Raw genomic sequence first — 24,978 nt, 5'->3', positions numbered from 1 at the left:
GTTTTCCTTTTTCAGGGAACGAAGAGGCTATTCATCATATCGACAATCTTGTAAATTGGAGAAAACATGACAAATACAAAAAAACGTCCAGAGGTTTTGGTACCTGCTGGAACATTAGAAAAATTAAAAGTTGCCGTTAATTATGGGGCAGATGCAGTGTTCGTTGGTGGACAAGCCTATGGTTTGCGTAGCCGTGCCGGAAACTTCACCATGGATGAGCTTCGTGAAGGTATTGAGTATGCTCATGCCCGTGGAGTGGATGTGCACGTTGCTTCAAACATGGTAACCCATGAGGGAAATGAACAAGGGGCTGGCGAGTGGTTCCGTGAATTACGAGATATGGGACTTGACGCCGTGATCGTCTCAGACCCAGCCTTGATTGAAATCTGTGCAACCTATGCACCTGGCCTCAATATTCACTTGTCTACGCAAGCTTCTGCAACCAATGTGGAGACCTTTCATTTCTGGAAAGAATATGGCTTGACCCGTGTTGTCTTGGCCCGTGAAGTATCCATGGAAGAGTTGGCAGAGATCCGTAAGCGTACCGATCTTGAGATCGAAGCCTTCGTTCATGGAGCCATGTGTATTTCTTATTCCGGACGTTGTACCCTTTCTAACCACATGTCTGACCGAGATGCCAACCGTGGTGGTTGTTCTCAATCTTGTCGTTGGAAATATGACCTCTACGACATGCCATTTGGCCAAGAACGCAAGAGTATCAAAGGACAAGTCCCAGAAGAATACTCTATGTCAGCCGTGGACATGTGTATGATCGAAAATATTCCAGATATGATTGATAATGGGGTTGATAGTTTGAAGATTGAAGGCCGGATGAAATCTGTCCATTACGTATCAACTGTTGCCAACTGTTACAAGGCAGCTTGTGATGCCTATATGGAAAGTCCAGAAGCCTTTTATGCTATCAAGGATGATTTGATCAATGAATTGTGGAAGGTTGCTCAACGTGAATTAGCAACTGGATTCTACTACCAAACACCGACTGAAAATGAACAATTGTTTGGGGCACGTCGTAAGATTCCTCAATACAAATTTGTAGGAGAAGTCGTGGACTTTGATCCATCTACCATGACTGCGACGATTCGCCAACGGAATGTCATCAATGAAGGCGACCAAGTGGAATTCTATGGACCAGGCTTCCGTCATTTTGAATGCCAGATCCAAGACTTGCATGATAAGGATGGAGTGAAGATTGATCGCGCACCAAATCCGATGGAACTTCTCACGATCACGGTCCCTCAAGAAGTCAAGCCAGGAGATATGATTCGTTCTTGCCAGGAAGGCTTAATCAATCTCTACTCAAAAGATGGGGCAAGTAAAACTGTTCGAGTATAACAAAAAAAGAGAGGGTTAAACCTCTCCTTTTTGTTGGGCGATGCGAATATTATTGGGGACCAAACTGATTTTCTGGATCTCAGAAATCCGAATAATCGTGGACATACTCTTCTTGAAATTTTTCACGATCAGTTGTCGGCGTTCTTGGTCATACTTGACAATATCGCCTGTAAAACTCTTGTTTGAAAAAATAACATGTACCCCTTGTTTTTTTCGCAATGCTTGTTGAATGATTTCAATAATTCTCTCATCTTCTAATGGGGCAGGGGTACTGACTTTTCCATTGAAAAATTCATTTGCTCGGTCTTTAACGATCTCGAGAAATTTTTTCATAGCTAAATTCTCCATAACTTGATACAATATATTATAGATAATTTCAACGATTTTGTAAATGATTTACGAATAATAGAGATGAGAAGGCAAGAAAGGAGTCGTGAAATGGCAGAATTTTCATTCCAAATCGAAGAACATTTGCTGGTCTTGTCAGAAAATGACAAGGGTTGGACCAAAGAATTGAACCGTGTGAGTTTTAATGGTGCTCCTGCTAAGTATGATATCCGGACCTGGAGTCCCGACCATACAAAGATGGGAAAAGGCATTACACTCACAAACGAAGAGTTCCAAGTCATGCTCGATGCATTTAAAAATTAAGAAAAGGGGTCCTTCAAGGACTTCTTTTTTGTTATAGCCTAAGGCTATATAGATGTCAAAGATATTAGATTATCCCAAACCCTTGTTTATCAAGTGTTGGACTGCTATAATGGTTGCATTAATGAATTAATGTAAAACTTATAGGAAAGAGGGAATCATATTGACACATACACATGCACCTTATCGCGTAGACCATGTTGGTTCATTTCTTCGTCCAGCAGCTTTGGTTCAAGCTCGTGAAGATTTCGCAGCTGGAAAAATCAGTCAGTCTGACTTAACAAAAGTAGAAGATCAGGCGATTCGTGACCTCGTTGAAAAAGAAATTGTTGCTGGTCTAAAGTCAGTAACAGATGGAGAATTCCGCCGAGCTTATTGGCATTTGGATTTCTTCTGGGGCTTTGGGGGCATTGATCATGTCCAAGCTGCCCAAGGCTATCAATTCTATGATGAAACAACCAAGGCGGACTCAGCGCTTGTCGTTGGAAAAATCACAGGAGCCAATCATCCATTTGTAGAGCATTACAAGTTCTTGAGGGATCTTGTGGCAGATGTAGATGGTGTAGAGGCTAAATATACCATCCCAGCACCTGCGCAATTCTATTTTGAATTGATCCGTGATGCAGAACATGTAGAACAATTGAATACCATCTATCCTGATTTTGCGGCTGTTCGTGAAGATATCAAGCAAGCCTATCTTCAAGTGATTCAAGATTTGTATGACGCTGGACTTAGGACCCTTCAAGTAGATGATTGTACTTGGGGTGTCTTGGTAGATGATAATTTCTTGACGGCTTGGGGAGCAGCTCAAGGCAAGTCAAAAGATGAGGTTCGCCGAGAACTCGCTGATCTCTTCTTGACCTTTAACAACGATGTCTACCAAAATGTTCCAGCTGGTTTGACCGTCAATACGCACGTTTGTCGTGGGAACTTCCATTCTACTTGGGCTTCATCAGGTGGTTATGCGCCGATTGCCAAAGAACTCCTTGGAGAAGAAGCCGTCAATGCTTACTTCCTAGAGTTTGACACTGATCGTGCTGGTGGTTTTGAACCACTTGCAGAAGTAACTCCTGGAAAAGGTGTGGTATTAGGCCTCTTGACATCTAAGAGTGGTCAATTGGAGAATAAGGACGAAGTGATTGCTCGTATTAAAGAAGCAAGTCAGTATGTACCGTTGGAAAATCTTTACCTGTCTACTCAGTGTGGCTTTGCTTCGACAGAAGAAGGAAACATTTTGACAGAAGAAGACCAATGGAAAAAAATCGGTTTGATTAAGGAAATTGTCGCTGAAGTTTGGGGCGAATAAGGAGGAAGAAACATGTCAGATTTACTAAGTATTTATAAAGAATTGCAAGCTAAAAAATGGGTGGACTTGAGTCACCAAATCAATGCGGAAAGTCCACACTTCCCAGCCCTTCCTGCCTTGCAACAAGAAGATCTTTTCACATTAAAAGATGGTTTCCATGTTCAAAAATTTACAGTGGTTGGTCAATACGGAACTCATATCGATGCACCGATTCACTTTGTAGAAGGGGGTCGTTGGTTGGATGAGATTGACCTCAAAGATCTCCTCTTGCCACTTTATGTTATCGACAAGTCTAAAGAAGTTGCAGCCAATCCAAACTTTATCTTGAGCAAACAAGATATCTTAGACTTTGAGGCAGAGCATGGACAAATTGCAGAAGGAGCTTTTGTTGCCTTCCGTAGTGATTGGTCAAAACGTTGGCCAGATCAAGATGCTATGCGCAATCTTGATGAAAATGGGGTTCAACAAAGTCCAGGATGGAGCCGTGAAGCCTTGGAATTCTTGATTCATGAACGCCATGTTAAGGCTGTCGGTCATGAAACCTTCGATACAGATGCAGGTATTCCAGCAGCAGAGCATGGCTTGGTCAATGAATACTACCTCTTGGAACAAAATATCTACCAAGTTGAAGTCTTGAACCAATTGGACCAAGTTCCAGCTGTAGGTGCTTTGATTTCGATTGCTTTCCCTCACTGGGACAAGGCAACTGGTTCACCTGTCCGTGCCATTGCCATCTTACCATAAACAAAGAAAAAGAGGCTGGGACAAAAGTCCTAGCCTCTCAATTGTTTTTGGATTGTCGAGCAAGACGCAGTGGTTGAGTGGGCTCTACTACGCTGATTTTATCAGCTTTTACAGCCCTACTCAACTGTGCGGAGGTGGGACGACGAAATCGAATTCTAACGAATCACCGATTTCTGTCCCACTCTCTTATTTTTTATCTCATGGTCACAAATTCTTCGGATCCGGTTGGGTGAATGGCGACGGTTGCGTCGAAATCGGCTTTTGTCGCTCCCATCTTGATAGCAACTGCAAATCCTTGGATCATTTCATCGACTCCGTAGCCAAGACCATGAAGGCCAACGACCCTTTCTTCGGGACCAGCAGTGATGAGTTTGAATTTTGCTTGCTGGCGGTGTTGGGTAACAGCGGTGTACATGGAAGCAAATTGAGAAGTATAGACTTTGATATTCTCTTTACCATAAGTTTGCTGGGCTTCTTCCTCCGTTAGGCCAACGGTTCCAATAGCAGGGTGAGAAAAGACAACGGTTGGGATGTTTGTATAATCCATTTTGGCATTGACTTTTCCATTGAATAGTCGTTCAGAAAGAGTGCGTCCAGCTTTAATAGCGACAGGAGTTAATTCTTTTTCTCCTGTAACATCCCCAAGAGCATAGATTCCTGGAACAACTGTATTCTGGTATTCATCCACTGCAATGAATCCTTTTTCATTTAAGGTGACGCCTGCAGCTTCTAAATTGAGATCATGGACATTTGGTTTTCGTCCTGTTGCCCAGATAACATGATCTGCCACGTGGCTGGTCATATCCTCAAAATAAATCTTCACACGACCGTCTGCTAATTTTTCAAGCTTCATGGGAACCTTATGTTTGTGAAGCGGAAGGTTTTGTTTTTCCATTTCTTCCATTAAGCCATCGACAATGTAGGAATCAAACTTTCTTAAGGGACGATCACCGCGAACGAAGAGATCGGTCTGAACACCTAGGGCATGGAGCACACCGGCTAGTTCCACTGCAATGTAGCCAGCTCCAATAATGGCAACGGATGTAGGGAGTTCTTCCCAAGCAAAGACATCATCAGACGTTTCGCCAAATTCAGCTCCAGGAACAGAAGGAATAAAGGGATGGGCACCGGTCGCAATCACGATATGCTTGGCCTTAATGGTTTCTCCATTTACCTCAACCGTATGAGCATCCACAAAACGGGCACGTCCTTCAATTCGTTCAACCCCATTGCGTTTGAAACTGCCATCATAGGAATTACGGGAACGGTCAATATAGGCTTCGCGATTTTTTCTTAAGGTTGCAAAATCAAATTTTGTCTGTTCAGAAGTAAATCCATAGTCTGGTCCATAATCGCGAATAGCTTCTGCAATTTGTGCACCATACCACATAATTTTTTTAGGCACACATCCTCTGTTGACACAGGTGCCCCCCAATTGTTTTTCTTCAATGACGGCGGCGCGCGCTTCGTGCTCCCCAGCCCGGTTCATCGTAGCGATTCCTCCACTACCTCCACCGATTGAAATAATATCAAATTCTTTCATGTTTTCCTCCTAAATGGGACTTCAGTTTGATTGTAATATCAACTGTTACAAAAGTCAAGGGTTTAGCATGTTACCAAGCATTTAAATTTCATTTTGCCGTGTCAATTTTAGATAGAAAAGTAAGGAAATATGGTATACTATGGTATAGAATAAAACGCTTTCTTTGATGGAGAAAAACGATGAAGAAATTGAAAAAATGGCAACTATTTACAGCTGCAGGTGCAGCAATTGTGGTGATTGGAACAGGAAGTGTGATGATGTTTTCGCACCCAAATACACCTGATCAAGCAATCACGAAAGAAACTCCAATGGTGCAAACGGTCAAGGATGGATCGATCGCTTCTTCGGTCTTGTTAACTGGGAAAGTCACTGCTAACCAGGAGCAGTATGTCTATTTTGATGGAACAAAAGGGGATTTGCAGTCGATATTGGTCAATGTAGGAGATCAAGTAACAGCAGGTCAGCCAATTGTTCAGTATAGCAGTACAGAGGCCCAAACCGCTTATGATGCAGCCGTTCGTGCTGTCAATAAGGCAGATCGTCAGTTAAATGACTTACTGACAAATGGTGTGACCATTGATACGACAGGCGATGAAGAAGCAGATGCCAAATCAGCTTCGCAGACCCAACGGACAGTCGATTCTCAAGCTAGCGATTTACGAGATGCTAAGTCGGATGCGGTCGATAATATGAACAAGGCTAAGGCTCTTCTGGATGCGACAACAGTCAGGAGTAATACAGATGGTACCGTGGTCGAAGTCAATAAAGATGTCTCAAAATCGACTACAGGGACCAACCAAACTCTGGTTCACATTGTGAGCAACGGGAATTTACAAGTTAAAGGGGAATTGTCTGAATACAATTTGGCCAATATCTCTGAGGGTCAGGAAGTGGTCCTCACTTCCAAGGTTTATCCGGATAAAACCTGGACAGGAAAGATTTCTTATGTAGCCAACTATCCGACCGACGCGGGTCAAGCAGGTGCCAATGCAGCAGGTGGAACACAAGGAAGCGGTGGAGCCAAGTACCCATTTACAGTGGATATTACCAGTGAGATTGGGGAACTCAAACAAGGCTTTTCTGTCAATATTGAAGTCAAAAGTTCTACTCAACATCCCCTTGTTCCCGTGACAAGTATCATGGCTGATGGGGATACGAGCTATGTATGGACGGTCGAAAATGGCAAGGCTAAGAAAGTAAAAGTGACGCTTGGTAACGCCGATGCTGAAAATCAGGAAATCTTGTCAGGCTTGAAGAAAGATGCTCAAGTTATTGTGAATCCTAATGAGAAACTGGAAGATGGAAAAGAGATCGGAAAATATGACAAAATTGATTGAACTAAAAGGAATCAATAAAACCTATAAAAATGGGGATCAGGAACTTCGTGTCTTAAAAGACATCGATTTAGAAGTCGAAGAGGGAGAATTTGTGGCCATTATGGGTCCATCTGGCTCAGGAAAATCGACCTTGATGAACGTCATTGGCTTGTTGGATCGCCCGACCAGTGGAGAGTATTTTCTAGAAGGTCAGGAGGTTGGAAATCTCAGTGAGAAAAAATTAGCACGTGTTCGAAATGAACAGATCGGTTTTGTCTTTCAACAATTCTTTCTTCTTTCCAAGCTCAATGCCTTTCAAAATGTGGAACTGCCTCTCATTTATGCAGGAGTTCATCCTGCTAAACGGAAGGAATTAGCTGAGCAGTACCTTGAAAAGGTAGAGCTCCATTCTCGCATGCACCATTTGCCGTCGGAACTCTCTGGAGGTCAAAAACAGCGGGTTGCGATCGCTCGAGCTCTCGTCAATCAGCCAGCCATCGTCTTAGCAGATGAGCCGACTGGAGCCCTAGATACCAAGACGGGGGAGCAAATAATGGACTTGTTAACCAAGCTAAACCAAGAAGGAAAAACCATTATCATGGTTACACACGAGCCAGAAATTGCAGCCTTTGCGCATCGCCGCATCGTCATTCGTGATGGAGTGATCTCCTCAGATAGCAAGCTGGAAAGGGGGACCTAATGCAAAATTGGAAATTTGCGATCAGCTCGATTATGAGCCATAAATTACGGTCTTTCTTGACCATGGTAGGGATCATTATTGGGGTTGCTTCTGTCGTTGTCATTATGGCTCTTGGAGATGGAATGAAAGCTGGTGTCACCAAGACCTTCACCAAGGACCAAGAGTATGTACAAATCTCTTATTCTCCCAACAAGAGTGGCTATGTGACTGGGATCAATATTGGCCCTTCTGATGATACTGGAGAAGGAGAAGGCGGAGGCGAAAGTGGCCCTGCAGCTGAAGACCGAGGGATGGCTGCTCCATCGGATATCGATGGGGAAAACGCTGAAGATGTTGATGGTCAAGTCCAAGAAGCACCACCAGTTGTGCAAGAATCTTGGGTTAAGGAATTAACCAAGATTCAAGGCATCGATGGTTACTATGTTAGCAATACCTCCAATGCAACCATTGCTTTTCAAAAGAAAAAAGCAGACGGTGTGAACATCCAAGGGGTAAATGAGACCTATTTTTCTGTCAAAAAGGTTGAGCTCTTATCTGGACGAAAATTAACCCCTTCAGACTATAGTAATTTCTCACGGGTGGTGCTCCTTGATGAAGGATTGGCTCAACAATTATTTGGAACGGAGAATCCACTGAATCAGGTGGTCTCTGTTGGGGACAACAATTATCGCGTCGTTGGTATTTTCAAGGATCCAAATGCAGGGACAGCCCTCTATGGAGCTTCTTCAGGTGGAAGTGCCTTGATGGCCAATACCCAACTGGCTTCTGAATTTGGAACAGACGAGATTCAGAACATTGTCGTTCACGTTCCAAATGTGAAAGAAATCAAATCTGTTGGGATCGAAGCTGCTCAAAAGTTAACAGAACTTTCAGGTGTTCGCCAGGGAGAATTTCAAATCTTTAATTTGGATAGCATCCTAGAGGAAACCAATAAAGTAGTAGGAATTATGACATCAGTAATCGGAGCTATTGCTGGGATTTCTCTCTTAGTTGGTGGGATTGGAGTCATGAATATCATGTTGGTTTCTGTCACTGAGCGGACGAGAGAAATTGGACTTCGCAAAGCCTTGGGAGCAACCCGAGGTAAGATTTTGGTTCAATTTTTGATTGAGTCGATGGTCTTGACCATCATTGGTGGGCTGATTGGACTTGGTCTTGCTTATGGTGTGAATAGCTTGATTACTACACTCGCAGCAGCCTCCCTAGAAGGACCGCCGATTATTTCCTTAAATGTCGCTATCGGCAGTATTATTTTCTCTGCTTTTGTAGGCATCATCTTTGGAATTTTACCAGCGAATAAGGCTTCTAAGTTAAATCCGATCGAAGCACTGCGTTATGAATAAAAAATAGGAGCGGGTCAGGATGAATGGTTCAAGATTCTCCACGCTCCTTTTTGATGCTGTTGTGGAATAGTTTGTCGAAACCTTTTCAATCATCTCGTCTTATACAGGTCAAGCTATTTAGGTAGTCAACGATGGTCTTCAGATGTTTTTGAGTATTCATTCAAGAAGCTGCATTTTTTCTTCCATCTTATTTTTGTTTAATTGGTAAATATTAGTGAATTTCTGGTCTAAATATGATAGAATAGGGGAGAATAACTTAGGAGGTTCCAAATGACTACTGAACATATGGAAGAATTGAATGACCAGCAGATTGTCCGTCGTGAGAAAATGGCGGCCCTTCGTGAACAAGGAATCGATCCATTTGGGAAACGATTCGAACGCACTGCAAATTCAGGTCAATTAAAAGAAAAATATTCAGAATTAGATAAAGAACAACTCCACGACTTGAACGAAACAGCTATTATTGCTGGTCGTCTCGTAACCAAACGTGGAAAAGGAAAGGTTGGCTTTGCCCATCTTCAAGACCGTGAAGGTCAAATTCAGATCTACGTTCGTAAGGATGCTGTTGGAGAAGAAAACTACGAAATCTTCAAAAAAGCTGACCTTGGTGATTTCCTTGGTGTTGAAGGGGAAATCATGCGCACAGACATGGGTGAACTTTCGATTAAAGCAACTCATATCACTCACTTGTCAAAAGCCCTTCGTCCCTTGCCTGAAAAATTCCACGGACTTTCAGATGTTGAAACCATCTATCGCAAACGTTATTTGGATTTGATTTCAAACCGTGAAAGCTTCGAACGCTTTGTAACCCGTTCAAAAATCATCTCTGAAATCCGTCGTTATTTAGATGGTCAAGGATTCCTTGAAGTGGAAACACCAGTGCTTCACAATGAAGCTGGTGGTGCGGCTGCCAAACCATTTATCACTCACCACAATGCGCAAAATATTGACATGGTGCTTCGTATCGCGACTGAGCTTCACTTGAAACGTTTGATTGTTGGTGGGATGGAACGCGTCTATGAAATTGGACGGATCTTCCGTAACGAGGGAATGGATGCTACTCACAACCCTGAATTCACTTCGATCGAAGTCTACCAAGCTTACGCTGACTTCCACGATATCATGGACTTAACAGAAGGCATTATCCAACATGCTGCGAAAGCGGTCCATGGTGATGGTCCAATTGACTATCAAGGAACAGAAATCAAAATCAACGAACCATTCAAACGGGTTCACATGGTTGATGCGATCAAAGAAATCACAGGTGTTGACTTCTGGCAAGACATGACCTTTGAAGAAGCTGTAGCACTGGCAAACGAAAAACATGTACCAGTTGAAAAACACTACACAGAAGTGGGACAAATTATCAATGCCTTCTTCGAAGAATTCGTTGAAGAAACCTTAACACAACCAACTTTTGTTTACGGTCACCCAGTAGCAGTGTCCCCATTGGCTAAGAAAAATCCAGAAGATCCACGCTTCACTGACCGTTTCGAACTCTTCATCATGACCAAAGAGTATGCGAATGCCTTCACGGAATTGAATGATCCGATCGATCAATTGCAACGGTTTGAAGCACAAGCGCGTGCCAAAGAATTGGGAGATGACGAAGCTACAGGCATCGACTATGACTATGTTGAAGCCCTCGAATATGGTATGCCACCAACAGGTGGACTTGGAATTGGTATTGACCGTCTCGTTATGTTGTTGACAAATGTAACAACGATTCGCGACGTCCTTCTCTTCCCAACTATGAAATAAGCTAAAAGAAAACACTGATCGCAAGATCAGTGTTTTTTAGTCTTCCATATAAGAGGTGTCGTTCCAAGTATCTAAGTGATAATGCTCAAAATCATCTGTTGTCAGAATCGTCACGCTGGCATTATCTAGTCCGCCATTTTTGCGGAGTTCTCCTGTTTCATAACCAAGCAAGGTTCGAATAGAAGCTGTCAAATTAGCCCCATGTCCAACGATGAGGACAGTATCGAGCTCTTTTTCTTTCAGGCTTTTTACAAAATCACAGGTACGTTTGGTCGTTTCATAGACAGATTCTGCATCAAAGATTTCATTTTGAAAGCGGGCTAGGTTATGGCGAAAGGCATCCATTTGTTGGGGATAGATAGCGGAAATGGTAGAAATTTTAGCACCTTCCAGTTTTCCTAAATTCCACTCACGAAGAGCAGGCGTTGCTTGCAATTCTAGAGGTGCCTCCAATTGATCGAGGATGATCTGTGCGGTATGGACTGTTCGTGGCAGATCACTTGCAAAGGCTGCATCAAAAGGAACACTAGCTAGGTGCTTTCCTAATTTTTCAAGCTGATGAATAGAGGCCGGTAACAGCGGAGAATCGCCATTTGATCCCTGAAAACGTCCTTCTTCATTCCATTCTGTCCGTCCGTGTCGAATAAAATATAGTTTCACAATCTTGTCTCCTTCTCTGTCATTATTCTAAAATATCTGCAAAAGTCGCTTGTACGAAGTCTGCTAGAAGTTGTGGTTTGATTTGAATACTATGGCCGATTTCCCCAGCAGATACGATCATGCTCTCTAACTGAAGGGCCGATTCATCGATAAAAATAGGGTAAGGATGCTTTTGACGAATGCCCACCGGATTATTGGCACCATGAATATAACCTGTGGTTTTTTCGAGATCCTTTTGAGGAATCATAGCCACTTTCTTATTTCCCGATAATTTGGCCAATTTTTTCTCTGAAAGATGCTCCGTAATAGGAATGATCCCAATCACGGGCCCCGTTTTATCTCCTTTGAGAGCTAGGGTTTTGAAAATAGTAGAGCGATCAATCCCTTCTGGTAAGATCCCTTCTAAAGCGTTGATTTGTAGGCCTACGTGCTCAATTTTTGCTTTTGTCAAGATCTGCTCGACCAAGGTTTTTTTTACTTTATTTTTTTTTGCCATGGCTTTCTCCTTTTCTCTTTTTCTCTACAAAATCAGATTTCATTAGACCATTATAACATATAATAGCGGCAATATTGCCTTCTCCTGAAAAATAGAAAACAGCAGAAAAAGTGAAGATCACTTGATCTGCTGTTTTAAGGCTATGAGGAAGAGTTATCTTTTTGTACCTTGAAAAGTTTCCGATAAATCGCTTCTTGGTCTTGCGTCGGAGCAATTTGGTTGAGATCCAAGTAGTGTGAGAATCCATTTAATTGCCCTTGAGAGGTATATTGATGCAAGTCGTATTCCGTGTTGGTATCTGGTGCAGCATTATAGTAGCCATCATCAAATCCATAAGTAGGAATCCAAAGAGCCGTAAATTTATCAGTGGAGATACTATGTTCTTCCATGAAGTAAGTTCCGATATAGAGTCCAATATTTTTTGCACCCAAAGCTTGTAGTTTTGCTCGGAAAGCTTCAACACCTGCGTTCATATCCTTCATGGTTTTTTCCTCAACGTCTAACCAATAGTAGGTCGGTTTGTAAGGAGAAGCAGCCTTGTAAAATTCCTCTGCTTCTTTTTCCATTTCTTTTTTATCCTTAGCCGCGACATAAGCATAGACTGCGACAGGGATATTTCGTTTTTGGAATTCTTGGATATGGGTTTTAAAAGATTTATCCAGACCATTTAAGTAGGTTGCTGCATTTTCCTTTTTAGCTTGAGCCCCACTATGGACACGAACGATTACACCTCCCACATTTTGGGAGAGGACATCGTAATCAATTTCACTAGGCAATTGCCAGCCTGAAATATCAATGATCGGGCGGCCAACCAGTTCTGGATTGATGTCTTCTTCTTTTTTAGAAGAAGAGCTTGCAGTAGTTGTTTTTCGAGGTGTATTGGAGTTCGGAATGGTTTTGGTTGTTTCTTGTCGCTCTCTGGCTTGCAGATCGGCAATCGTTCGTGAAAGAACGAGAAAAGAAATGAAACCGATAAAAAAGACCAAGAGAACAACGGGTTTTATCCTTTTTCTCATACAAAATCATTTTACCGTAAATAAAACGAAAAGGCAAAACTTAATGCTTAAAAGATCCACATTTCAGCCATTATTTTCAAAAAAAAGGAATCTTTTCATCGAAAAAGGATAAAAATATATGAAAATAAGAAGAATGATCAGAATATTTCTTGAAAATAGGGAAGAAGCCGAATCTTTTCTGGCCTTTCCTTGGTTTTGCTTCTTAAAAATGATATAATGAAGGTTGAACATTAGGAATATGGTGAATTATGAAAATTGAAAAAAGACATCTTTTAAATTACTCCATCCTCATTCCCTATTTGATTTTATCCATCATTGGCTTGATTGTTGTCTATTCGACAACAAGTGCCTTGGCAATTCAAAGTGGAGTGAGTTCGATTCGGATGGTCCGGACCCAGGGGCTCTTTTTCATCCTAAGTCTCCTAACCATCGCCTTGATTTATAAATTTAGCCTAAACTTCCTTCGAAATAAAAAAGTGCTGGCTTTTGTCATTTTTATTGAAGTGATTTTGTTGATTTTGTCTAGGTTTATCACAGATACGGTCAATGGAGCTCATGGTTGGTTGACAATTCCTGGAGGATTCAGTATCCAGCCAGCGGAGTACCTTAAGGTGATCTTAGTCTGGTATCTAGCCTTGATCTTTTCTAAACGACAAGACGAGATACGCGATTATGATTATCAAGCCTTGACCCACAATGAATGGATCCCAAGGAATTTAAACGATTGGCGTTGGCTGACCTTGATTCTGATTGGAATCGTTGTGATTATGCCGGACTTGGGAAATGCAACGATCTTGGCCTTGACGGTCTTGATTATGATTACGGCTAGTGGAGTGGGCTACCGTTGGTTTACCTCTTTACTTGGTTTAGTTGTTGGAGCATCCACCATTGTACTTGGTTCAATATGGATCATCGGTGTGGATCGTGTTGCTAAAATTCCTGTCTTTGGTTATGTGGCCAAACGTTTTAGTGCCTTCTTTAACCCCTTTAATGACTTGTCTGGCGCAGGTCACCAATTAGCTAATTCCTACTATGCCATGAGTAACGGTGGTTGGTTTGGCTTGGGGCTAGGAAATTCCATTGAAAAACAAGGTTACTTACCAGAAGCGCACACAGACTTTGTGTTTGCAATTGTGATTGAAGAATTAGGTTTTGTTGGAGCTAGCTTGATCCTTGCTCTCTTATTCTTCTTAATTCTTCGGATCATTTTAGTCGGTATTCGAGCAAAGAATCCTTTTAATTCGATGATGGCCATTGGGATTGGTGGGATGATCTTAGTGCAAACCTTCATTAACATCGGAGGAATTTCTGGTTTGATTCCGTCTACAGGAGTGACCTTCCCCTTCTTATCCCAAGGGGGAAATAGTTTATGGGTCTTATCCGTAGCGATTGCTTTCGTTTTGAATATCGACGCTAGTGAAAAACGGGCCAAGATGGAACAAGAAGGCATGGTTTTTGAAGAAAAAGGTAAAATCAAACCTTATTATTAAAAGGGAATTGTTGAATGGCTATTCAAAAAGGAGAAAAAATGGTCTTACAAAAATTAGAGAACTTCACAAATAAAGATATTATCAAAGAAGAAGCCGAAATCTTAACCAATTTATTAGATGATATTACGAAAAATTTGGTTCGTCCGGAAACCTTTGATAAAATTAGGCAGTTGAAGGATCTATCAAAAACACAGAACTATCGTGAGTTGAATCAAATAGTGGAACAATTGACAAATGAAGAAATGACAGTGATTTCACGTTATTTTGCCATTTTGCCACTCTTGATTAACATCTCAGAAGATGTCGATTTGGCCTATGAAATCAATCATTTGAATAACGTGGATGGTGAATACCTCGGAAAACTTTCTTCAACCATCAAAGAAGTTGCGAAAAATGAAGATGCACAAGAAATTCTTGAAAATCTCAATATTGTACCTGTTTTAACAGCCCATCCAACTCAAGTGCAACGAAAAACCATGCTGGATCTAACCAATCATATTCATGCTCTTCTTCGTCAGCACCGGGATGTTAAAGCTGGTTTAATGAATGAGAATAAGTGGTATAACAACCTTCGTTGTAATATCGAAATCATGATGCAAACGGATATGATTCGTGACAAAAAATTGAAGGTTACTAATGAAATTACCAATGTCATGGAATATTACAATAGCTCTTTCTTACAAGCTGTTCCAAATCTTATGTTGGAATACAAACGCTTGGCAAAAGAGCATGGATTAGAGCTTGAACAACCACGTCCGATCACAATGGGCATGTGGATTGGGGGAGACCGGGACGGGAATCCGTTTGTAACAGCTGAGACCTTGAAGCGTTCAGCAACCATTCAAAGTGAAGTCATTTTGAACTATTACATCGAAAAAATTTCTAAATTATACCGTCATTTCTCCCTTTCAACGAGTCTTTCTAAAACAAGTGAAGCAGTAGCTGAAATGGCAGCCCTATCAAGTGATACATCTGTCTTTCGTGAAAAAGAACCATACCGTCGTGCTTTCCACTATATCCAGTCAAAATTGATCCAAACCTTGGTCAATTTAAAAGAATGGACGATGGTGGGAGAAACCAGAGAAGATCGTTATGCTGTCGAGAGGTTATTAGGAGCAAATGCTCATCAACAAGGGCCAGTTTCTGATTATATCGGCAATCGTATCTCTGGAGCTCTAAAGAAAATTTCTGAGAAAGAAGCACCAGCTTATGCCTCTGCTCAAGAATTTAAAGAAGACCTTGAAAAGATCAAAGATTCCTTGTTAGAAAACAAATCAGAGTATTTAATTTCTGGTGAGTTTGCAGAACTTCTAGAAGCCATCGATGTTTTTGGATTCTATCTGGCCTCTATTGATATGCGCCAGGATTCGAGTGTGCATGAAGCCTGTGTGGCAGAATTGCTGAAATCAGCAGGGATTAATGACCACTATTCTGATTTATCAGAGGATGAAAAGTGTCAAGTTCTCTTGAAAGAACTTTTAGAAGACCCACGTATTTTATCAGCAACTCATGCTGAAAAATCTGAACTGCTTGAAAAAGAATTAGCGATTTTCCAAACGGCCCGTGAATTGAAGGATCGTTTAGGAGAAGAAGTCATTCGTCAAAACATCATTTCTCATGCAACAAGTGTGTCAGATATGTTAGAATTGGCTGTGATGTTGAAAGAAGTGGGCTTAGTCGATAAGGAAAAAGCTCGCGTTCAAATCGTACCGTTGTTTGAAACGATCGAAGACTTGGATCACTCAGAAGAAACCATGAGAAGTTACTTGTCTCTTCCGATTGCCAAACGTTGGATTGCTTCTAAGAACAACTATCAAGAGATTATGTTAGGATACTCTGATTCCAACAAAGATGGTGGATACTTGTCTTCTTGTTGGACCCTCTTTAAAGCCCAACAACAATTGACCGCTATCGGAGATGAGTTTGGAGTGAAGATTACCTTCTTCCATGGTCGTGGTGGTACTGTTGGCCGTGGTGGAGGTCCTACTTATGAAGCCATCACGTCTCAACCGTTGAAATCCATTAATGACCGTATCCGCTTAACTGAGCAAGGGGAAGTGATCGGCAATAAATATGGAAATAAAGATGCTGCCTACTACAACCTTGAAATGCTCGTCTCTGCAACCATTAACCGAATGATCGCCGAACAAAAGAGTCCATTCTCTATGTTTGATCGTTTCGGGGAAGTCATGGATAAAGTCGTGAATCGCAGTTACGATATCTATCGTGATTTGGTCTTTGGAAATGAGCACTTCTATGACTACTTCTTTGAATCAAGTCCGATCAAAGCAATTTCAAGCTTTAATATTGGTTCACGTCCAGCTGCTCGTAAGACTATTACAGAAATTGGTGGTTTACGTGCTATTCCTTGGGTATTCTCTTGGTCACAAAGTCGGGTGATGTTCCCTGGTTGGTATGGAGTAGGTTCTAGCTTTAAGGAATTTATCGATGAGGATCCTGAGAATATTGAAACTCTTCGATACATGTATAAAAACTGGCCTTTCTTCCAATCTCTCTTGTCAAATGTGGACATGGTCTTATCCAAAGCCAACATGGACATTGCTTTTGAGTACGCCCAATTGTGTGAAGAAGAAGAAGTTCGCAATATCTATCAGATTATCTTACATGAATGGCAATTGACCAAGGACATCATCTTGATGATTGAGGAACAAGACGAGTTGCTCGCGGAGAACCCTTATCTGAAAGAAAGTTTGGACTATCGGATGCCGTACTTTAACGTCTTGAACTATATTCAGTTAGAACTGATTCGACGTCAACGGACCGGCCAATTACCAGCCGATCAAGACAAGCTAATCCATATTACGATCAATGGGGTGGCTACAGGATTACGTAATTCAGGTTAAAAAAATCGGAACGACTGTTCCGATTTTTTTATTCCCTGAACCCAAAGGCGCAAAAGGTACGTATTGGGCTTGAATAGAAGATTTTAAATGAGAATTTTCAAAGCTAGAACAGGATCTTTCAGCAAGCTGATAAAATAAAAGAAAAGAAGAGGAATAATTAAGAAAATATAGGTAAAAGGCTTGCAATTTTATCTAAAATTCGATAGAATAGTAAGGAAAGTTAGACTGTATTGCCTACTGTCTATCTATAAAATATATTTTATTGGAGGCTTTTACTCAAATGGCAAAAGAAAAATACGATCGTAGTAAACCGCACGTTAACATCGGTACAATCGGACACGTTGACCACGGTAAAACTACCCTAACTGCAGCAATCACAACTGTTTTGGCACGTCGCTTGCCTTCATCAGTTAACCAACCAAAAGACTATGCGTCTATCGATGCTGCTCCAGAAGAACGCGAACGCGGTATCACTATCAACACTGCACACGTTGAGTACGAAACTGCTAAACGTCACTACGCTCACATCGACGCTCCAGGACACGCGGACTATGTTAAAAACATGATCACTGGTGCCGCTCAAATGGACGGAGCTATCCTTGTAGTAGCTTCAACTGATGGACCAATGCCACAAACACGTGAACACATCCTTCTTTCACGTCAGGTTGGTGTTAAACACTTGATCGTCTTCATGAACAAAGTTGACTTGGTTGACGATGAAGAATTGCTTGAATTGGTTGAAATGGAAATCCGTGACCTTCTTTCAGAATACGATTTCCCAGGTGATGACCTTCCAGTTATCCAAGGTTCAGCTCTTAAAGCTCTTGAAGGTGACTCTAAATATGAAGACATCATCATGGAATTGATGGATACTGTTGATGAGTACATCCCAGAACCAGAACGCGATACCGACAAACCATTGCTTCTTCCAGTCGAAGACGTATTCTCAATCACTGGACGTGGTACAGTTGCTTCAGGTCGTATCGACCGTGGTGTTGTTCGTGTCAACGACGAAATCGAAATCGTTGGTATCAAAGAAAAAATCCAAAAAGCAGTTGTTACTGGTGTTGAAATGTTCCGTAAACAACTTGACGAAGGTCTTGCAGGGGATAACGTTGGTGTGCTTCTTCGTGGTATCCAACGTGATGAAATCGAACGTGGACAAGTTATCGCTAAACCAGGTTCAATCAACCCACACACTAAATTCAAAGGTGAAGTTTACATCCTTACTAAAGAAGAAGGTGGACGTCATACTCCATTCTTCAACAACTACCGTCCACAGTTCTACTTCCGTACAACTGACGTGACTGGATCTATCGAACTTCCAGCAGGAACTGAAATGGTAATGCCTGGTGATAACGTGACTATCGACGTTGAGTTGATCCACCCAATCGCCGTTGAACAAGGTACTACATTCTCAATCCGTGAAGGTGGACGTACTGTTGGTTCAGGTATGGTTACTGAAATCGAAGCTTAATTCGATCTAGTTCCCAGATTAACAATTATATAGGCAGACAGAAAACCCCGTGAAGACGGGGTTTTTATTTTGGTAAAAAGTAAAATGAGCTTGTGCAACCTTTCATTATGACGAAATTTATGGTAAAATAGATAGTATAAAATTAGAAAAAAGAGGTATGTGAAATGTCACGTAAACCATTTATCGCTGGTAACTGGAAAATGAACAAAAATCCAGAAGAAGCAAAAGCATTCGTTGAAGCTGTAGCATCAAAACTTCCTTCAGCTGATCTTGTTGAAGCTGGCATCGCAGCTCCTGCAGTTGACTTGACAGCTGTACTTGCTGCTGCTAAAGGTTCAAACCTTAAAGTTGCTGCACAAAACACTTACTTTGAAAATGCTGGTGCCTTCACTGGTGAAACTAGCCCACAAGTTTTGAAAGAAATCGGTACTGACTACGTTGTGATCGGTCACTCAGAACGTCGTGACTACTTCCACGAAACTGATGAAGACATCAACAAAAAAGCAAAAGCAATCTTTGCGAACGGTATGCTTCCAATCATCTGTTGTGGTGAAAGCCTTGAAACTTACGAAGCTGGTAAAGCAGCAGAATTCGTAGGGGCTCAAGTTTCAGCTGCTCTTGCTGGATTGACTGCAGAACAAGTAGCTTCAACAGTAATCGCCTACGAACCAATCTGGGCTATCGGTACTGGTAAATCTGCTTCACAAGACGATGCACAAAAAATGTGTAAAGTTGTTCGTGACGTTGTAGCTGCTGACTTTGGTCAAGAAGTGGCTGACAAAGTACGTGTTCAATACGGTGGTTCAGTTAAACCTGAAAATGTTGCTGAATACATGGCTTGTCCAGACGTTGACGGAGCTCTTGTAGGTGGTGCATCACTTGAAGCTGAAAGCTTCTTGGCATTGCTTGACTTCGTTAAATAATGACATATAAAAGGCGAGAGGTTTCTCGTCTTTTTTATAGTAGAAAAGACCAGCTTCAAAGCTGGTCTTTTGAGTTAGGAACGTCCTAATAGTTTCTTAATGAGAGAAATCATTTTGTATTTCAGAGGACTTGGGTAATAACGGAAGGTCCCCATCTTACGGACGATGTAGCCGTTGAAGTTTTGTTTGAAACGAAGCACACCGTCTGACCCGTCAAAGATTCCTTGAATACCTAGGAAGTTATATCTTGGGATACCACGTTTGATGGTTTCAAGCATCATATATTCCTGGAGAACAGCAGGAGCATAGAACTTATTAAATTCTGTATAAGAGCCACTGAATAAATAGGTGGATTCTTGTGGCATATAGATGAAGAGGCTACCTGCAAGAATGACGTCTTGATCTCCATATTTTTCAATATATTCTTTCGCGTCCTTCTTTCTCACCTCAAAGGTATCAAACTGGCTAGAGAATTCACGAAGTTGATTTTGTTTTTTTTCTGAATTGGGGTTGACTTCAAGATCCTTCTGTAATTTCTCAATCTTCTGTGCTAGTTTTCCTTGGTCTTTTTCAAGATTCGTGTAGTAATGGTGGAAGTTCAGTGTTGCGATCATGAAATCTGCATTGTCGCCAAAACTGTCATAGAAAGTTTGGTAATAATCCAAGGTTTTATCCTGATAGTCGCGACGGTCACTGGTAGAGGAAGTAATATCCTTAAAGAGTTGCAGTTCATCTCGGTTTAATCGTTTCAGTTCAATACCGAAAGATTTGGCTTTTTTGACAAGTGGCTTTCCTTTTTTACTGAAGCTCTTGAGAAGATTTTTTTCGGTGATACCCTCCATATCTTTCACATAATGCCAATCACCTTCTCCACCTGGATAACCTGTTGTTAAACCATCATGCTGATAGCCCAATTTTTTTAGGGTATCCATGAAATGGGTTTGTTCTTCACTGGTTGGATTGCCGTCACTGTCAAAGGTTTGATAGGTATCATAGGGCTTAATAACGAGTTCAATAGCTCCATTCTCTTTCGCATAGTCTTTTAAGGCTGCATAGAAGGGTTCTAGCATAGTCTCCTCTTGGTAAAGAGGGCCAGAATTGATTTCCATATGGAGACCACCCGTCATAGGAAGACTGTACAAGATCGCTGCCACTTGGACTTGATTTTCTTGTTTCCAAGCGATAAATTGGACCGTGTTTCCTCGCTTTTCAAGCAGATCTGCCATTTCAGCAGACTGGATAAAAGAGCGATGGGAGACGGTATTTGCAAATGAGGTAAATTCTTCTTTTGAAATTGTCGTAAGAGTCATGTAACTTATTTACTCCTTAATTTTTTCCGGATCTTGTAAGCTGTGTTAACAAGTGGATAGAGTGGACTTGTTGGAAGGTTGAATTCCCCAACAAATTCTTCAATAATAGGATTAAATTTAGATTTAAAATGATAGAGTCCACCATCTAGTGAATTTTCAATGCCTCCCATATTTTGCCAAGAAGCACCACGGTCGAAAGCGTGTTGGGCAGTTTCATACCAGGTGAGGATGGCGGGTTGGTAACGGCGGAATTCTTCATCCATCCCTGCATAAACATTTTCAGATGTCCCACCGAATTCAAGGCTTAAGGTACCAGATAAAGGAACGACCTTTTTACCTGCCTGGAGATGGTGCTCAAGAAATTGCAGTTCTTCCTCTATCCGCTCTTTTTCTTTTTGGTTGTTCTCAACTTTGCCAGGCTTTGTTTTTTCGGTGAATTTTTCAGCCTCGGCCTTGTTTTTTTCAAGATCTTTTGTAAGGGAGGCTTTCCGTTCTGTGAGATCAAGAGTAGACAAAGTAATGTAGGATTGTCCTTGGTAGGTCGTGAGCAGTTTTTCGTAGTAATCTTTTCCACGTAAATGAATGCTTTTACGTGCTTCTGTCTTTTTCATGAGAGAAGCAAAGTCCTTTAACAATTCAGTCCCGCCAAATTGGACTTGGATCCCTTTGTTTCGAGCAGTTCGGATGGCTTGTCGAGTAGATTTTGAAAGGTCTTGTTCGGTGAAAAACTCTTTGTGGATATTCGCTTGAAAGCGTGGTTGGATATTTTCTGCCAGATCACTTGTTCGGCCAGTCCATTCAACCCCTTCTTTAGTTAAGGTATCGATCACCGCTTGTACATCAGTGGTTTCCGTATTTTCTTGTCCAATCAAGTGTTTGCTCAAGAAAAGACTTGGATCAAATTTCACAAACAAGGCCTTGTGTTGTTTGGCTATCTTTTTAAGGGACTGGATCACATATGAAACTAGCTCCTTGTTTTGGTAATCCATAATAGGGCCACGAGGAATGTAGAGCATGGAAAAGCCAAGTGGCAGGGGTTGAATCAAGATGCTTGCAACCGCGACTAATTGGTCTTCTTGATAAAAGCCAACTCGTTCATTTCCCCAATTATCTTTGATTTTTGCCCATGAACTGCTTTGTAAGAGATTGGTTTGGTCACTCTGAATAACAAAGTCATCATGCTCACTAGCAGAAATTCCTAGCTGGTAATGGTACATTTCTTATAATACCCACTTTCTAATGGCGTATGCAACGCCAGATTCATCATTTGATTTGGTAATAGTTGTAGCAATTTTTTTAAGAGCTGGATTGCCATTCTCCATAACGACGGCATGTCCCACGACTTCTAGCATGGAGCGGTCATTTTCCTCATCTCCGATGGCCATGGTTTCTTCTTGCTGGATTCCAAGTCGTTCAGCTAGATGAAGAACAGCTGATCCCTTATTGGTCGTTTTTCCTAGAATTTCTAAATAAAAAGGAGCTGATTTGACCATAGTGAAGCGATCCTCGAATTCTTTAGGGATTTTTGCAATCGCAGCATCCAGAATGTCTGGTTCATCGATATACATGGCCTTGACAAATTCTTTCTCACGAACTTCTTCAGGCGTCCGGTAATAAAGGGGCATATTGACCAGTTGAGATTCATGAATGGTGTAGCGTCCAATATCTCGATTACTGGTATAGATGCCGTCTTTAGTAATAGCGTGAGAGTGGATTTGGAGTTTGTTAGCAAGAGACTCGATATCGAGATAGTCCTCATAATGTAAAAGGTCTTTGATGAGTTCTTTTCCGGTAGCAGTTTCTTGCACCAGACCGCCATTAAAGGTAATGACATAGTCTCCAGGATCCATCAAATGGAGTTCTTTTAAAAGTTTTGAGACCCCTGCGATAGGACGACCAGTTGTGATAACGATTTTAACGCCTGCGGCTTTAGCGTCTTGAATGGCTTCAAATACGGAAGGTGTGATCTCTTTTTTTGAATTGAGAAGTGTACCGTCGATATCGATCGCCACTAATTTAATGGACATCCGTCTCTCCTGTAAAATAATCATTGGTGATATAGGAAGTGAATTCCTCTACTTGCTTACTGAAAAGTCCATTAACCTCCAGCATTTCTTTTGGGAAATAGAAGCGGTTGTCCCCATAGCGAGTTCCTGCTAAAGCAGCGACGAGTGGAGACAACTGAGACAATTCAGCGAGACTCCCATCTTTTCGGATCATCTCGATCTGGGTCCGTGGTTTTTCAAGCTCTGGTCGATAAATATCGTAGGGCAGGTCAAAATTTTGATGAATAGCGGTGTAGTAGGTTGGATTAAACCCAACCTCTTTAATCAGTTTTTCAAGGATTGCTAAGTCTTTTCGCTTATCTTCTGTAAATAGAGTCGATTTAAAGACTTTCCGATTAATATAGCGCTGAGCAAGATCAGACAAGATGGTATCCGGACTATCCATCCAGACTTGGAAATAGGTATTCATCACACCGTCATCTAGATTTAAGTAGTCTTGGATAGTGACTTCTTCTTCAAAAAATGGAATCAAGCGAGGTGAAGTCAGTTGAAAATACTCTTTCTGATCTGGATAAATGGTTCTAGCGCGTTTGAGTAGATTTTGAAGGAGGACTTCCATGGCACGAGTAGCTGGGTGGAAGTAGACCTGCATATACATTTGGTAACGGCTGACCACGTAATCCTCGACAGCATGCATGCCATTTTGTTGGAAGGCAATGCCATTTTCAATCGGTCGAATAACGCGCAAAATACGGGTCAAGTCAAATTTTCCATAGGAAGCACCCGTAAAGTAGGCATCCCGCAGTAAATAATCCATCCGGTCCACATCAATTTGACTAGAAATCAATTGCACCACTTGTTTATTGGGGTAGGTATGATCAATGACGCTGGCTACACGATTTGGGAAATCAGGAGCTACCTGTAAGAGGATCTGATTGACCTCCGTCTCTGGACTGGTGATGATCAGCTGGGTCATTTTTTCATGATCGGTCCCAAACAGTCCTTCAAAGGTATGGGAATAGGCACCATGTCCAATGTCATGAAGAAGGGCGGCTGTCATGGTCAGTAAGTTTTCATCAGAATGCCATTGCTCTGCATACTTTTCCTCAAAAATGGACAGAATGCGTCTTGAAATTTCATAGGCGCCAAGACAGTGAGAAAAACGACTATGCTCCCCACCGTGGAAGGTAAAACCAGATGTCCCCAGTTGTTTGATGCGGCGTAGTCGTTGAAATTCTTTGCTATTAATTAATTGATAAATGATGGGATGATCCACATGAACGTAATCATGCACGGGATCGCGAAAGACTTTTTCATTCATGGGTCTATTATAGCAAAAAAAAGCCTATTTTGCGATCTAGAGGCTAATAGGGGCAGTCAAAATGCGTAAAATTTGATAGAATAGTATGGCAAGAAAAGAAGAGAAGGAGACAAAGATGCAGATTCGCATTCAAAATACCATTCGATTTGGAGAAGAAATGGAAATTGTTGATCAGTACTATCAAGGTGAATGGAAGGAAAAAGCAGGTTTTCAATATCTCTTGTATACCAATGAAGAAGATGAAAAGGTTGCTTTGAAATTTTCCAACGATGAATTGGTCATGACACGATTCTCAAGTCCTAAATCCATCATGCGTTTCTACAAAAATGAAGATGGTGGGGCAATCATCCCAACTCCGATGGGCATTCAGCAGTTTTTGATTACAACAGACCTCTTTCAATTAGAAGCAGGTCATTTGCAAGTCTCTTATCGCTTGTTAACTCTCGATGGCGAACAGGAATTTGCCAATTATCAATTGCTGGTGGAATGGGAAGAATAATCCTCATTAAATTATTCGAGATCCTGCTTGCTTTATTCTATAAAAATGGTATAATAAAACCACTCAAGGGAGTAGCTGGCGGTTTTCCGCGATAGTGTCGTCATTACGAATTATTTCCGGCACTATATTAAACAGCGAGACTTGTTTTTTTAAAAAACAGGTCTCTTTTTTTGTAAAAAGAGGCCAAAAAGGAGGAGACTGT

General features: G+C 41.5%; 22 protein-coding genes. 13 read left to right on the top strand and 9 right to left on the bottom strand.

Features of this window, described 5'->3' with window-relative positions:
* Positions 1 to 66 precede the first annotated feature (66 nt).
* The gene (locus WKT08_RS02540; RefSeq protein WP_003002878.1) at positions 67 to 1,353 is read left to right on the top strand and encodes a peptidase U32 family protein; all 1,287 of its coding nucleotides are present in this window, start codon (positions 67 to 69) and stop codon (positions 1,351 to 1,353) included.
* A 15-nt stretch (positions 1,354 to 1,368) separates the two neighbouring features.
* On the opposite strand, the gene WKT08_RS02535 is transcribed toward WKT08_RS02540, so the two are convergent.
* Positions 1,369 to 1,701: a hypothetical protein gene (locus WKT08_RS02535; protein WP_013903885.1), complete on the bottom strand. Its 333-nt coding sequence runs from the start codon at positions 1,699 to 1,701 to the stop codon at positions 1,369 to 1,371.
* A gap of 90 nt (positions 1,702 to 1,791) precedes the next feature.
* On the opposite strand from WKT08_RS02535, the gene WKT08_RS02530 reads away from it, so the two are divergent.
* From WKT08_RS02530 to WKT08_RS02520, 3 genes are all read left to right on the top strand, one after another.
* Complete coding sequence (locus tag WKT08_RS02530) at positions 1,792 to 2,004, top strand: YdbC family protein (protein ID WP_003002541.1); 213 nt, start codon at positions 1,792 to 1,794, stop codon at positions 2,002 to 2,004.
* Between the two features lie 160 nt (positions 2,005 to 2,164).
* Positions 2,165 to 3,307, top strand: coding sequence for a 5-methyltetrahydropteroyltriglutamate--homocysteine S-methyltransferase (locus WKT08_RS02525; protein WP_049523227.1), 1,143 nt, complete (start codon positions 2,165 to 2,167; stop codon positions 3,305 to 3,307).
* 12 nt (positions 3,308 to 3,319) lie between these two features.
* On the top strand, positions 3,320 to 4,051 hold the full coding sequence (locus WKT08_RS02520; RefSeq protein ID WP_003015569.1) for a cyclase family protein: 732 nt from the start codon (positions 3,320 to 3,322) through the stop codon (positions 4,049 to 4,051).
* Between the two features lie 193 nt (positions 4,052 to 4,244).
* Here WKT08_RS02520 and gorA read toward each other — a convergent pair whose 3' ends face one another.
* A complete protein-coding gene (gene gorA, locus WKT08_RS02515; RefSeq protein WP_340279769.1) occupies positions 4,245 to 5,594 on the bottom strand; it encodes a glutathione-disulfide reductase in 1,350 nt (449 codons plus the stop codon).
* 179 nt (positions 5,595 to 5,773) lie between these two features.
* Between gorA and WKT08_RS02510 the strand changes: the two genes are divergently transcribed.
* The 4 genes from WKT08_RS02510 to lysS all read left to right on the top strand — a co-directional run bounded on the left by WKT08_RS02510 (position 5,774) and on the right by lysS (position 10,714).
* Complete coding sequence (locus tag WKT08_RS02510; RefSeq protein WP_340279767.1) at positions 5,774 to 6,931, top strand: efflux RND transporter periplasmic adaptor subunit; 1,158 nt, start codon at positions 5,774 to 5,776, stop codon at positions 6,929 to 6,931.
* On the top strand, positions 6,915 to 7,610 hold the full coding sequence (locus WKT08_RS02505) for an ABC transporter ATP-binding protein (RefSeq protein ID WP_003002759.1): 696 nt from the start codon (positions 6,915 to 6,917) through the stop codon (positions 7,608 to 7,610). Before WKT08_RS02510 ends, WKT08_RS02505 begins: the two co-directional genes overlap by 17 nt.
* Positions 7,610 to 8,953, top strand: coding sequence for an ABC transporter permease (locus tag WKT08_RS02500; protein WP_155199811.1), 1,344 nt, complete (start codon positions 7,610 to 7,612; stop codon positions 8,951 to 8,953). The genes WKT08_RS02505 and WKT08_RS02500 overlap by 1 nt, the downstream gene beginning before the upstream one ends.
* Before the next feature lie 270 nt (positions 8,954 to 9,223).
* Complete coding sequence (lysS, locus tag WKT08_RS02495) at positions 9,224 to 10,714, top strand: lysine--tRNA ligase (RefSeq protein WP_003016025.1); 1,491 nt, start codon at positions 9,224 to 9,226, stop codon at positions 10,712 to 10,714.
* Between the two features lie 36 nt (positions 10,715 to 10,750).
* Here the strand turns inward: lysS and WKT08_RS02490 are convergent, their stop codons facing one another.
* The 3 genes from WKT08_RS02490 to WKT08_RS02480 form a co-directional block, all read right to left on the bottom strand.
* A complete protein-coding gene (locus WKT08_RS02490) occupies positions 10,751 to 11,374 on the bottom strand; it encodes a histidine phosphatase family protein (protein ID WP_340279763.1) in 624 nt (207 codons plus the stop codon).
* A 22-nt stretch (positions 11,375 to 11,396) separates the two neighbouring features.
* Complete coding sequence (locus tag WKT08_RS02485) at positions 11,397 to 11,870, bottom strand: aminoacyl-tRNA deacylase (protein WP_118396693.1); 474 nt, start codon at positions 11,868 to 11,870, stop codon at positions 11,397 to 11,399.
* A gap of 140 nt (positions 11,871 to 12,010) precedes the next feature.
* Positions 12,011 to 12,886: a GH25 family lysozyme gene (locus WKT08_RS02480; RefSeq protein WP_214254782.1), complete on the bottom strand. Its 876-nt coding sequence runs from the start codon at positions 12,884 to 12,886 to the stop codon at positions 12,011 to 12,013.
* A 248-nt stretch (positions 12,887 to 13,134) separates the two neighbouring features.
* Between WKT08_RS02480 and ftsW the strand changes: the two genes are divergently transcribed.
* From ftsW to tpiA, 4 genes are all read left to right on the top strand, one after another.
* Positions 13,135 to 14,376 (top strand): cell division peptidoglycan polymerase FtsW, encoded by a 1,242-nt coding sequence (gene ftsW, locus WKT08_RS02475; RefSeq protein WP_021153577.1) that lies wholly within the window; start codon positions 13,135 to 13,137, stop codon positions 14,374 to 14,376.
* A 38-nt stretch (positions 14,377 to 14,414) separates the two neighbouring features.
* A complete protein-coding gene (gene ppc, locus WKT08_RS02470) occupies positions 14,415 to 17,240 on the top strand; it encodes a phosphoenolpyruvate carboxylase (RefSeq protein WP_340279756.1) in 2,826 nt (941 codons plus the stop codon).
* Positions 17,241 to 17,520: 280 nt separating this feature from the next.
* Positions 17,521 to 18,717, top strand: a complete 1,197-nt coding sequence (tuf, locus tag WKT08_RS02465) for an elongation factor Tu (protein ID WP_031574016.1) — start codon at positions 17,521 to 17,523, stop codon at positions 18,715 to 18,717.
* Between the two features lie 164 nt (positions 18,718 to 18,881).
* Positions 18,882 to 19,640, top strand: a complete 759-nt coding sequence (gene tpiA, locus WKT08_RS02460) for a triose-phosphate isomerase (RefSeq protein ID WP_049514632.1) — start codon at positions 18,882 to 18,884, stop codon at positions 19,638 to 19,640.
* A gap of 74 nt (positions 19,641 to 19,714) precedes the next feature.
* On the opposite strand, the gene WKT08_RS02455 is transcribed toward tpiA, so the two are convergent.
* The 4 genes from WKT08_RS02455 to WKT08_RS02440 are packed head-to-tail and all read right to left on the bottom strand — an operon-like array spanning position 19,715 to position 24,277.
* Complete coding sequence (locus tag WKT08_RS02455; protein WP_340279752.1) at positions 19,715 to 20,950, bottom strand: aminoacyltransferase; 1,236 nt, start codon at positions 20,948 to 20,950, stop codon at positions 19,715 to 19,717.
* 5 nt (positions 20,951 to 20,955) lie between these two features.
* Positions 20,956 to 22,167 (bottom strand): aminoacyltransferase, encoded by a 1,212-nt coding sequence (locus tag WKT08_RS02450; RefSeq protein ID WP_195487669.1) that lies wholly within the window; start codon positions 22,165 to 22,167, stop codon positions 20,956 to 20,958.
* Between the two features lie 3 nt (positions 22,168 to 22,170).
* Positions 22,171 to 22,977, bottom strand: coding sequence for a sugar-phosphatase (gene yidA, locus WKT08_RS02445; protein WP_340279749.1), 807 nt, complete (start codon positions 22,975 to 22,977; stop codon positions 22,171 to 22,173).
* Positions 22,967 to 24,277, bottom strand: coding sequence for an HD domain-containing protein (locus tag WKT08_RS02440; protein WP_023918647.1), 1,311 nt, complete (start codon positions 24,275 to 24,277; stop codon positions 22,967 to 22,969). Before WKT08_RS02440 ends, yidA begins: the two co-directional genes overlap by 11 nt.
* A gap of 115 nt (positions 24,278 to 24,392) precedes the next feature.
* Between WKT08_RS02440 and WKT08_RS02435 the strand changes: the two genes are divergently transcribed.
* The gene (locus WKT08_RS02435; RefSeq protein ID WP_003008038.1) at positions 24,393 to 24,776 is read left to right on the top strand and encodes a DUF1934 domain-containing protein; all 384 of its coding nucleotides are present in this window, start codon (positions 24,393 to 24,395) and stop codon (positions 24,774 to 24,776) included.
* Positions 24,777 to 24,978: the final 202 nt, after the last annotated feature.

Origin of the sequence: Streptococcus sp. HCA-5024, assembly GCF_037890265.1 — a bacterium.
Classification (GTDB): domain Bacteria; phylum Bacillota; class Bacilli; order Lactobacillales; family Streptococcaceae; genus Streptococcus; species Streptococcus lingualis.
This window is presented reverse-complemented; position numbering and strand designations above follow the sequence as displayed.